13 protein-coding genes and 1 pseudogene are annotated in these 10,851 nt (G+C 65.2%); 6 read left to right on the top strand and 8 right to left on the bottom strand.

The window, feature by feature from the left end:
- Positions 1-536 (top strand): peptide deformylase (def, locus tag AC5JJ6_RS24750; RefSeq protein ID WP_496044615.1); only part of this gene is annotated, 536 nt, incomplete at its 5' end.
- A gap of 38 nt (positions 537-574) precedes the next feature.
- Positions 575-1,267, top strand: a complete 693-nt coding sequence (locus tag AC5JJ6_RS24755; protein ID WP_496044616.1) for a COQ9 family protein — start codon at positions 575-577, stop codon at positions 1,265-1,267.
- 23 nt (positions 1,268-1,290) lie between these two features.
- Here the strand turns inward: AC5JJ6_RS24755 and AC5JJ6_RS24760 are convergent, their stop codons facing one another.
- Positions 1,291-2,250, bottom strand: coding sequence for an NAD-dependent epimerase/dehydratase family protein (locus AC5JJ6_RS24760; protein ID WP_496044617.1), 960 nt, complete (start codon positions 2,248-2,250; stop codon positions 1,291-1,293).
- A 271-nt stretch (positions 2,251-2,521) separates the two neighbouring features.
- Here AC5JJ6_RS24760 and AC5JJ6_RS24765 point away from each other — a divergent pair, with 271 nt between their 5' ends.
- Positions 2,522-2,824 carry a hypothetical protein gene (locus tag AC5JJ6_RS24765; protein WP_496044618.1) on the top strand — a complete coding sequence of 101 codons (303 nt, stop codon included), beginning with the start codon at positions 2,522-2,524 and terminating at the stop codon, positions 2,822-2,824.
- 32 nt (positions 2,825-2,856) lie between these two features.
- On the opposite strand, the gene AC5JJ6_RS24770 is transcribed toward AC5JJ6_RS24765, so the two are convergent.
- From AC5JJ6_RS24770 to AC5JJ6_RS24800, 7 genes are all read right to left on the bottom strand, one after another.
- The gene (locus AC5JJ6_RS24770; RefSeq protein ID WP_496044619.1) at positions 2,857-3,810 is read right to left on the bottom strand and encodes a 3-hydroxyacyl-CoA dehydrogenase; all 954 of its coding nucleotides are present in this window, start codon (positions 3,808-3,810) and stop codon (positions 2,857-2,859) included.
- Between the two features lie 203 nt (positions 3,811-4,013).
- Complete coding sequence (locus AC5JJ6_RS24775; protein ID WP_496044620.1) at positions 4,014-4,967, bottom strand: NAD(P)-dependent oxidoreductase; 954 nt, start codon at positions 4,965-4,967, stop codon at positions 4,014-4,016.
- A gap of 102 nt (positions 4,968-5,069) precedes the next feature.
- Positions 5,070-5,558: a hypothetical protein gene (locus tag AC5JJ6_RS24780; RefSeq protein ID WP_496044621.1), complete on the bottom strand. Its 489-nt coding sequence runs from the start codon at positions 5,556-5,558 to the stop codon at positions 5,070-5,072.
- Positions 5,559-5,591: 33 nt separating this feature from the next.
- On the bottom strand, positions 5,592-6,434 hold the full coding sequence (locus AC5JJ6_RS24785) for an anti-sigma factor family protein (protein ID WP_496044622.1): 843 nt from the start codon (positions 6,432-6,434) through the stop codon (positions 5,592-5,594).
- Entirely contained in the window at positions 6,431-6,976 is a 546-nt protein-coding gene (locus AC5JJ6_RS24790; protein ID WP_496044623.1) for a sigma-70 family RNA polymerase sigma factor, read from the bottom strand. Before AC5JJ6_RS24790 ends, AC5JJ6_RS24785 begins: the two co-directional genes overlap by 4 nt.
- Before the next feature lie 11 nt (positions 6,977-6,987).
- Positions 6,988-7,857, bottom strand: a complete 870-nt coding sequence (gene rpoH, locus AC5JJ6_RS24795) for an RNA polymerase sigma factor RpoH (RefSeq protein WP_496044624.1) — start codon at positions 7,855-7,857, stop codon at positions 6,988-6,990.
- 104 nt (positions 7,858-7,961) lie between these two features.
- Positions 7,962-8,486, bottom strand: coding sequence for a hypothetical protein (locus AC5JJ6_RS24800; RefSeq protein ID WP_496044625.1), 525 nt, complete (start codon positions 8,484-8,486; stop codon positions 7,962-7,964).
- Positions 8,487-8,537: 51 nt separating this feature from the next.
- Between AC5JJ6_RS24800 and AC5JJ6_RS24805 the strand changes: the two genes are divergently transcribed.
- The 3 genes and pseudogenes from AC5JJ6_RS24805 to AC5JJ6_RS24815 form a co-directional block, all read left to right on the top strand.
- Positions 8,538-8,933: a CopG family ribbon-helix-helix protein gene (locus AC5JJ6_RS24805; RefSeq protein ID WP_496044626.1), complete on the top strand. Its 396-nt coding sequence runs from the start codon at positions 8,538-8,540 to the stop codon at positions 8,931-8,933.
- Positions 8,934-9,072: 139 nt separating this feature from the next.
- A pseudogene (locus AC5JJ6_RS24810) lies at positions 9,073-9,234 on the top strand (type II toxin-antitoxin system RelE/ParE family toxin); the annotation flags it as partial.
- 264 nt (positions 9,235-9,498) lie between these two features.
- Positions 9,499-10,851, top strand: a 1,353-nt coding sequence (locus AC5JJ6_RS24815) for a class I tRNA ligase family protein (RefSeq protein WP_496044627.1), incomplete at its 3' end; no start/stop codon positions are given.

Below are 10,851 nucleotides of genomic sequence, written 5' to 3' on the forward strand. Positions count from 1 at the left end.
CTGTCCTGCGCCGGGTCGCGGACCCGGTAGCGGACCCCACAGACCCTGAAATACAGCGGCTGATCCTGGACATGGCCGAAACGCTGGAGGACGCCGCGGGCGCCGGACTGGCCGCCCCCCAGGTCCATGCGTCCAGCCGGATCATCCTTTTCATCGTGCCGGCGGCCAGGGCGACCCACGAGAACGAGGAGGACAGGCCGCGCGGTCTCCAGGTCCTGATCAATCCGGAGATCGAGCCGGTCGGCGACGATACCGTTCCCGGCTGGGAGGGATGCCTGTCGATCCCGGGCATACGCGGCATCGTGCCGCGCCATGCCCATATCCGCTACCGGGGCCTGGACCTCCACGGCAATCCGGTCGAGCGGGAGGCCAGGGGCTTCCACGCGCGGGTCGTTCAGCACGAGATGGACCATCTCGACGGAATCCTCTATCTGGACCGGATGCCGGACCTCAGCCTGCTGACTTTCAACGAGGAAGTCCGATATTTCCCGGACGACCTGTCCGAACTGGCTTTTCGGCGCGGCGACGCCAAGTAGATTGATCTGATGGGGCCAAAAGAATGAACGGGGCTGGAATGGACATCGACGACACCCACACCGACACGAACGACGGCGACATCTACAGGATCCGGGACGAGATCCTGGAAGCGACCCTCCCCAACGTCATCTTCGACGGCTGGAGCACCCAGTCGCTCCGCGATGGCGCATCGATGGCCGGTTACGACAGCGACGCGGTGTTCCGCGCCTTCCCCGGCGGCATTCCTGAACTGGTGGACCACTTCAGCTCCTGGGCCGACCGCCGGATGCTGGAGGAGCTGGAAAAGCACGACCTGGACGCCATGAAGGTGCGCGAGCGAATCACGCTCGCGGTTCGCGCCCGGCTGGAGGTGCTGGAACCGCATGAGGACGCCGTCCGCCGTGCTCTCACGTTCCTGGCGTTGCCGAACCACACGGCGCAGGGCGCCCGCATGGTCTACCGCACGGTCGACGCCATGTGGTATGCGGCGGGCGATACCGCCACCGACTTCAACTACTACACCAAGCGCGGGCTGCTCGCCGCCGTGCTGACGTCCACGACGCTCTACTGGCTGAACGACCAGTCGGAGGACAAGCGCGACACCTGGGCCTTCCTGGACCGCCGAATCGCCGACGTGATGAGGGTAGGGCGGACGACGGGGCGGCTGTCCGGCCTGGGCAACCTCGTCGCCCATTTCCCGTCGCCCTTCCGGTTCGGCCGGCAGATCCGCCGCCGCGCCTCCGGCTACTGAACCTCAGAACCGTCCAAGGGCGATCACTCCGCGGCCAAGTCGCGGGTGATCGCCGACAGCGTCTCGCGCAGACCTTCTCCGACCGGCGTCTCCGCCGTGAAGCCGAACGCCTGTGCCGCCTTGGCCGGATTGCCGAGCGAGGTCCGGATGTCCCCGATCCGCGCCGGTCCATGGGCGATCCTCGGCTTGACGCCGCCCAGTTCCGAGATGATCCGAGCCAGCTCCAGCACCGTCGTCGGACGGCCGGTGCAGACGTTGAAGACCCTGCTGCCTTCGGCTCTGCCGCCTTTGGTATCGTCGTCCATGGCCGCGACCAGATGGCGGACGACGTCGGCGACATAGACGAAGTCGCGCACCTGTCCGCCGTCGCCGTTCACCGTGATCTCCCGGTTCTCCGCGACCTTGTCGGCGAAGATCGCGATGACCCCGGAATAGGGCGATTTCGGGTCCTGGCGCGGTCCATAGACATTGAAGAAGCGGAAACCGGTCGACGGGACCTTGTGGACCTGCCACGCGACCCGGCCGTGCAGTTCGCAACCCAGCTTGTCCGCGCCATAGGCCGACAGCGGCGCCGTCGCGGCGTTCTCGTCCAGCGGCATGTTCGGGTTGTCGCCGTAGACCGCCGCCGATGACGCGTACACCACCGGCACCGGTCCCTTTCGGTTGCAGGTACGCGCGGCGTCGAAGACCGCGATCGTCCCCGTCAGGTTGACCCGGTGCGTACCCAGCCAATCCTCGTTGCCGCGCTGGACCGATGCGACCGCCGCCAGATGGAAGCAGCCGTCCACCCCGGACATCGCGCGGGCTGTGGTTTCCGCATCGGCGACGTCGCCGATCACCACCTCGACCCCTTGGGGCAGGTTGGAGCGCCGCCCCGTGGACAGGTCGTCGAGCACCCGAACCTTGTCGCCACGCGCCAGCAACGCGTCGGTCAGATGGGACCCGATAAAGCCGCAACCACCGGTTACCAGCCAGAAAGCCATGAGATTCCCCAGAATACGCTGAACACCGTCGAAACGGGTTGCGTACTCCCCCCGTTGCCGCCAGTCGCGGGGGCAAAGGAGGGCATCCGGGTGAGGGGTCACATATGCGTCATGATCTTTGCGGGGACACGGGGCCGCATCCTATGTCAGCAGCCAAATGCCGGCTGACGGGTTATAACGGGCCACAGGCTCTGGAACCCGCAGCCCGGCCGTTCGCCGCCGACCGTTCGCCGCCGACCGTTCGCCGCCGATTGTTTGCCAAGGAGAGACCATGATCGACCGAACCAAGCCCGAAGAAACCAGGATCACCGCGACCCTGCCCACGGCCACCGTCGAGATGGTCATGCGCGAACATCAGGATTCCGGATCGGAAGTGGTGACCATCAGCATCCGCGCGACCCCGTCGTTCCTGGCGATGTCGCAGGCCTTCCGCCCGGAAGCCCTGATGATGGCCAATCCCTTCGCCCTCTGGATGCGGATGGCGACGCTGGCATGGCAGCCCTGGCTTCAACTGACGGCGGCCGGGCAGCAGGCTCTGCGGGAATTGCCGAAGCCGGACGCCTCGGGCCGCTGACCCCGGTAGCACACGCCGGCTACGGGAATCCTCTATTCCGTGATGGTCTTGTTGGCCTGCGCCTTATGCGCGGCCAGCGCCATCAGGCGGCGGTCGCGCCACGCCTGACGTGCCTGGAGCCGGTCTTCCGACAGCATCATGCGGCGCTGGCGCTCGATCCGGGTCGCCACCGCCTCGTCCCATTCGCGGGGCTGGGCTTGGGTCTGCCCCATCTCGTAATACATCTGCCCATAGCGCTGGATGTAATCGACCACGCCGCCCGGCGCGTTCAGGTCGATCGTCTCGAACGGTCCCATGAAGGACCAGCGCAGGCCAAGGCCTTCGCGGATGGTCTTGTCGATGTCCTCCACGCTGACGACGCCGTCCTGCACCAGCTTGAACGCCTCGTTCAGCAAGGCCCCTTGAAGCCGGTTCAGCACGAAGCCCGGGATTTCGCGGGTGGTCCGGATCGGTTCCTGTCCCAGCGCCGTCATCAGCGCCTGGGTGCGCAGCACGACCTCTTCGTCGGTCCAGGGCGCCGGGATCAGTTCCACCAGCGGAATGAGATAGGGAGGATTGACGGGGTGGGCGACCAGACAGCGCGCACGGCCCGGCAGGTGTTCGGTGAAGGTGGAGGCCGGCAGGCCGGACGACGAACTGGCGATGGCCGCTTCCGGGTCGGCCAGCCGGTCGAGTTCGGTGAACAGTTCGCGCTTCAGGTCGACCTGTTCCAGCACGCATTCCTGGACGTGGCTGGCGTTGCCGACGGCGTCGGCAAGGTTCGACGTGGGTTCGATACGTTCGAGCAACCGGTCCGGCTCGACGTTGATAAGTCCGAAGCCGAACAGGTCGCGGAGGTTTCCCTCGATGACCTGCATCGCCAGGGGCAAAGCTTCGGGATTGCTGTCGTACAACGCCACGCGGCGACTGGCCCTGGCGCAGACTATGGCCCAGCCCCGACCTACCAATCCAGCGCCGATGACGGCAATCTTGTCCACCATGGCCATGGGGTGTCTCCACTTTCTTCAATATCGTGCGGTATCTCCGGGTCTTCGTTCCGGCGCCGGTCGGGAACGGGACGATGGCCTGGATGGAGGAACCTAAGCGGTCGATCCAATCGAATCGAGTCCGAAACGACATTTATCCGATATATTTCGTTTCTGGTTTCAAACGAAATTTCAGATAAATGTTCAAAATTTATCGCCTCGGGTCATACCACCCGGTGCCTCGGCGTCCCGCCGCTAAGCACGGCCACCACGCCGGCCACGGCGTCCATTCCCATCCGCTCCATCGATTCGGCTGTCGCGGCGCCGACATGCGGAGTCGCGACGAAGTTGCCCAGGCTCAGCAGAGGATGGTCCTTTGCCGGCGGTTCCTCCACGAAGACATCGCTGGCCGCACCCGCGATCAAACCGCCTTCCAGCGCCGCATGCAGGGCCGTCTCGTCCACGATCCCGCCCCGCGACAGGTTCAGCAGGATCGCTTCCCGCCGCATCAGCCCCAGCCTGCGTCCGTCGATCAGGTCGGCGGTATCGGGCGAGAGCGGGATGTGCAGCGTCAGCACGTCCACCTGGGCCAGCATGGCGTCGAGGCTGGTATGGCGCTCGGCGCCGACTTCATTGAAGGCCGAATCCGGAGCGAAGGGGTCGAAGGCCAGCAGCGGCGCTCCGAAAGCGTTCTTGAAGAGCATCGCGGTCCGGCGCCCGACGCTGCCCATGCCGACCACGCCGACGGTCCGTCCGGACAGTTCGAAGCCTTGCGGCGGCGTGCCGCTCAGGCCGCCCTCGCGCAGTACGCGGTCCAGCAGGCTTATCCGCCGGGCGACCGACAGCGCCAGGCCGACCGCCAGTTCGGCGACCGCGTTTGCGTTGGCGCCCGGCGTGCTGATCACCGCGATCCCCTGCGCCCGCGCCGCGTCCAGGTCGATGTTGTCCACGCCGACGCCGTGCTTGCCGACGACCTTGAGCCTGACGGCCGCCTTCAGCAGATCGGCCGTGACCTTGGACGTGCGGACGACGATGCCGTCGGCGTCTTCGGGCCATCGGTCTCTCCGCGGGTCGCCCGGTTCGACCACGTCGCAACTCTGCCGCAGCGTCGCGACGGCGCTGGGCGCAATCTGTTCAAGGACATAGACGAGGGGACGCTCCACCATTTCAGGCCACATACCAAGTTATTCCCACACCCAGCTCTCCGCTGCGTGGCCGGGATGGTAAATGCCGCACCGGCTCCCTGCCAGTGCTAATCATTACGAACGCATCCGATAGCGCTACTCCGCGACCTCGCGCGGTTCGTCGACGACCCGGAACATCCGGCCGCCCCCTTCATGCCGGTACCTTATTCCGGTCAGCCTTCCCTCCAGGCATTTCAGGTCGATGCGCTCAGGCAGAACCCTGTCACGGCCGAACGTCAGGGGCAGATGGACCATGTCGCCGGACCGCATGACTTCGGCATCGTCGGACTCGTCGTTCCCGGAAGACAGGTTGGTATGAAAGTGCAGCCGGATAGAACCTCCTGCTCCCGGAAGGTCGATCGGGCCGAAGCTGATCGGTACGGCCGACGTGCCGTGCTCCAGGGCTTGCAGCGGGATTTCGACCCGTGCCTCGCCGTTGCCCCGGCATGCAGCCAAGGTTATGGCAACCGTCCGGGGTGTGGTCATCTGGAGCGAAACGAAATACGCCGCGGTCCCGGCCGCCACTCCCAGTCCCGCAAGGCAGGCCGCAACGGCGGTTCGCCGCTTCCCGGCGTTCATCGGCATGCCCCCACCGGCTTCCGAACCGCCATGCGCGGTTCAGTAATGTCTGTCGATAGTCTGGCCGGTTCCGGTCTGGCTGCTTCCGGTCTGGCTCGCGGCGTGTCCGGTAGTCTGCACCAGCTGGCTGACGATCGCGGCAAGCTGGGTCTCGCTGGTATCGGCGACGATGACGTAGCTGCGCTCGCCGTTGCTCCAGTAGCCGACGCGGACCCCGCCGACCTGCGCCATGTGCAGACCGTCCGCCTGTCCGTCGTCGCGCGGCACCAGGCAGATCGTCAGCCGGTGACCTTCGCGGTCCTCATAGATCAGTCCGGCCAGCGGGTGCTGCATGTCGCCCATTACCCGTCCGCCGACCAGCTTCAGGCCCAGGGACGTCAGTTCGGGCACGTCCACCTGCTCGCCGAGCCGGGCCGACATCCAGCGGGCGAGATCCGTGCTGCCTTCCTGGCCGGGATTGACGACCGGCGGCATCGGTCCCTCGGCGAACACCAGATGCGCGCCCGTGGCTTCCACCACATAGGTCGGCAGCGGCCCCGGGACGAAGCGGTGGACAAGCTCGTTGGTGGTCCAGCCGGCGGCCACCAGCGCCACGATGGCGGCGGCCTGCCGCAACCAGACGAGGGGGCGCCGCTTCGTCAGCACCAGCTGAAGGCGCGCTCCCAGTTCCTCCGCCAGCTCCTCGGTCCGCTCCGGGTCCGCTTCCCCAGCGCCTTCGGAGACGCCGATGGCCGTCAGAAGCTTTTGTTCGGCATAGTCGTGAAGCCGCTGCCGCGCCTCCGGGTCGGTTTCCAGCCATGCCAGGACGACGGCTTCCTGCTCGGCGGTAAGCTGCCCATCGAGGAAGGCGTGAAGGTCGTTCTCGTCGATTTCGATCGTCATTCTGACCTCCCGACCAGACGCAGCCTGGGCCGTCTGGCCTGATTGAGCATGGAGCGCAAGGCGGCTCGCCCCCGGCCAAGGCGGGACATGAACGTACCGATCGGTACTCCCAGCCGCTTGGCAGCCTCGTCATACTTCAACTCTTCGGTCGCGATCAGCGTCACGGCGCGGCGCTGATCTTCGGGCAACTGGGACAGTGCCGCCATGACCTCCCGCACTTCCATATGCTGGTGCTGCGCCGGCTCGGTCGCCTGCATCGCCGCCGCCGTCGCATCGGCATCAGCCTTGACGGCGGTCTCCAGCTTGCGCCGCCGCAGGCCGCTTACATGGACGTTGTGCAGGATACGGAACAGCCACACCCTCAGGTCGGCGTCAGGCCGGAAGGTGTCGGCGCCCGCTATCGCGCGTGACAGGCATTCCTGCACCAGATCTTCCGCCTCGTCGGCGTTGCGGGTCAGCGCGATGGCATAGCGGCGAAGGCTGGCGATGTGGGTCGCCATCTCCTGCTTCAGCTTTCCGTGCGGGTTGTTCCCGTTGGGCATCGATTTCCGTTTCAGGCCGGTACCAGGGAAGGGGCGCGCCGGCCGCCGGTCATCAGGCGCTGAAGCTTCTCGATGGCGCGCGCCTCGATCTGCCTGACCCGCTCGCGGCTGATGCCGAACTGACGCGACAGGTCCTCCAGCGTCAGCGGTTCCTCGGAGAGGCGCCGCGCCGCAAGGATCGAGCGCTCACGTTCCTGCAACTGCTGCATCGCCCTCTTCAGTTGAAGCCTCCTGCGTTCCAGTTCCTGGCGCTGGGCCAGCATCTCTTCCTGACTTTCCGACGGATCGACCAGCCAATCCTGCGCCTGTCCGTCCTCCATCCCCGGAAGCGGCAGGTTCAGCGACTGGTCGGGGCCGGCAAGCCGTCCGTTCATCCCGGCGACATCCGCCACCGGCACCTTCATGTGCTGGGCCAGCCTCAGCGCTTCCTCCGGGCTCAGGTCGCCTTCCTGCAACAGGTTCATGTTGCTCTTGGCGCGGCGAAGGCCGAAGAACAGCTTCTTCTCGGCTCCTGTGGTCCCCATTCGCACCATCGACCACGAACGCAGGATATATTCCTGCATGGCCGCCCGGATCCACCACAAAGCGTATGTGGTGAAGCGATATCCGCGGTCCGGGTCGAACCCGTTCAGCGCCTGGACCATCCCCATGTTGCCCTCGGCGATCATGTCGGACATCGGCAGCCCATAGCCGGCATAGCCGCGCGCCACCTTGGCGACCAAGCGCAGATGACTGCCGATCAGGCGTTCCGCGGCATCCGGGTCGCGCCGGTCGCGCCATGCGCGGGCCAGATCGGCTTCTTCGTCGGCGCCCAGCATCGGGTATTCGCGAATCCGGGAGAGATAGCGGGCAAGGTCCGAACGGCTAGGCGATGACTCCATGAAAATGCTCCCGTATTCCCTGTCTGGTGTTCTGTCTGCTGATTTGAACGATGCGCTTTGATCACGATTACGAACGGCTCAGCGCTTTAATCCCGGCTTTTTCATCATTTCGCGGCCAAGTGCGGATCATTGCCGATGTCCTCGGCCATCAGGGTGCGGACGACGGGGAAATCCTTGCTGACGCCGTCCTGGCTGACGTACTGGACCTTCGCCACGACATCGTTCCGGCAATGCAGCAGGATGCGGCGCGGCGGGTCGTCGGAATCGCCGGAGTTGACCGGCAGGTGCAGCACGTCGCCGACCCTGGTTATGGACGATCCGCTGCCGTCGGCGTCGCCGCTGAAGCGCAGCCTGACCACGTCGGCGCTCCCCTGGTGCCGGAACGGTCCGAGCCAGACCGGCACGTGCATGCCGTCGCCCGGCCCTCCGGTCATCGTCAGCAGCGTGCCGGGCAGGCTGAAGCTGACCGTCTCGCGCGGCAGTCCGCAGGCGACCTGAAGGATCTCGACCGGCTCCGGCGCGGAGCGCCCGAGCGTGAAGCCGGCAAGCGCCGGCAAGGCGACGGCCGCCGCCACCGCAACCGCGACGACCCGCCGATCCTTCCATCCCTTCCGCTTTTCCTGCCGCACCGCCTGGCACTCCATCCGCGATCCACTTAGGTTTCGCGGCAATTACGCAGGGTGCGGCAGTTTAATCCCGGCGGGAAAATGAAATTTGTTTGCGGGAAACAACCAGCAGACCGCTCGCTGAAGGCCGAGTTGACGAAATACGCGGCCGCCCATATCATCTATCCAGAATATGCCCCTGATGTTTGGACTCGAAGTCGGATGCCAGAGACGAATTTCACGTTCCGCGTTGAAGACGACTTAAAGGACCGCTTTGTCGGCGCTGCTCAGACAAACGACCTTTCGGCGTCTATGCTGTTGCGGGAGTTCATGCAAAGTTACGTTGAAAAAACAGAACATGATGCATGGTTTCGTCAGGAAGTTGAGCAAGGTCTTGCTGAAGCTGCATCACCGGAAGTTAAGCTTATCTCCCACGAAGACGTTGTCGCCCGGATACGGGCAAGCTTCTGAAATTTCGGGCTTATATCTTGCACATCGCGTGGTTGCCCGCTGCTGAACGAAACCTCCATTCAATCAGTGATTTTGTCCGAAAGGACAATCCGCGTGCCGCGCGTAATCTGGTCGAAAAGATCGTGTAGCTGTCCAAAGCCTTGGTGAAAATCCAATGCAGGGTCGGTTTGGGCGCGTTGTAGGGACCAGAGAGCTTGTTATCTCAGGTACGCCCTACATTGTCCCCTACGCCATAGGTCAAACTACAATTATTGTGATCCGAGTTATCCATGGAGCGCAACGCTGGCCGTCCACGTTTTGAAGCTCGAGCTTCGCCTTGACCCGCCTCCCGCGCCTGCTAAACTTCCGCAATCATGATGGGCTTCTTCACCGCCACCCGGCTTCGTCCCGCGCGAATTAGCTGCCCGGTCCTCCGCTGAGGGCCGGGATATTAGCTGTTTGCCGCCGCCGCCCTGTCGGCGCGGCTGGACGTGGGAGGCTTCGCGATGCTATCGCTCTCCCCAGATTTCACCCGACGAGCTGCCGGTGACCGCACCGACGGCCCGACGGCTGCCTGGACCCGATCATGACCCGCGACTATAAATCGACCGTATTCCTTCCCCGCACCGATTTCCCCATGCGCGCCGGCCTGCCCGCGAAGGAGCCGGAGCTGCTGCGGCGCTGGGCGGAGATGGGCCTGCACGACCGCCTGCGGGAAGTCTCCGCCGGCCGGCCCAAGTTCATCCTCCACGACGGCCCGCCCTACGCCAACGGCAACATCCATGTCGGGCACGCGGTCAACAAGATCCTGAAGGACGTGGTCAGCCGCTCGCAGCAGATGCTGGGCAAGGACTCGGTCTATGTGCCGGGCTGGGACTGCCACGGCCTGCCGATCGAATGGAAGATCGAGGAAAAGTACCGCGCCGCCGGCCAGGACAAGGATCAGGTCGAGATCCTTCAGTTCCGCGCCGAATGCCGCCAGTTCGCGCAGGAATGGGTCGATATCCAGAGCGAGGAGTTCCAGCGGCTGGGCGTGCTGGGCGACTGGTCGAACCCCTACAAGACCATGACCTTCCCGGCCGAGGCGATCATCGTCCGCGAGATCCACAAGTTCGTGCTCAACGGCGGCCTCTACAAGGGCGCCAAGCCGGTGATGTGGTCGGTGGTCGAGAAGACCGCCCTTGCGGAAGCGGAGGTCGAATACCACGACCATACCTCCACCACGGTCTGGGTGAAGTTCCCGATCTCCGCCCCGGCCGTGCCGGAACTCGAGGACGCCTCGATCGTCATCTGGACCACGACGCCCTGGACGCTGCCCGGCAACCGCGCCATCGGCTACGGCCCCGATCTGGAATACGGCGTCTTCAAGGTGCTGGAAGTGGCCGAGGGCAGCGCCGCCAAGGTCGGCGAGCGGCTGGTCGTCGGCACGGCGCTGGCCGAAGACCTCAAGAAGACGGCGGGCATCGCCGAGTGGCGGCAGGTCTACACTCTGCCGGGCGCCCGACTGGCCGATACCCAGACCAGCCACCCGCTGCACGGCCAGGGCTACGACTTCTCGGTCCCGCTGCTGCCGGGCGACTTCGTCACGGCGGATGCCGGCACCGGCTTCGTCCACATCGCTCCCGGCCATGGCGAGGACGACTTCAATCTTGGCCGCAAACACGGCATCCAGGTGCCGCAGACGGTCGCCGACGACGGCACCTATTACGACCACGTGCCGCTGTTCGCCGGCAAGCGTGTCTATACCCAGGCCGGCAAGACGGGCGACGCCAACGGCGCCGTGATCTCGGCAATCGCCCATGCCGGCGGCCTGCTGGCCAAGGGCAAGCTGGTCCACAGCTATCCGCATTCCTGGCGGTCCAAGGCCCCGCTGATCTTCCGCACCACGCCGCAGTGGTTCATCTCGATGGAGACGAACGAGCTGCGTCAGGTGGCATTG

The organism is Skermanella sp. (assembly GCF_059503625.1).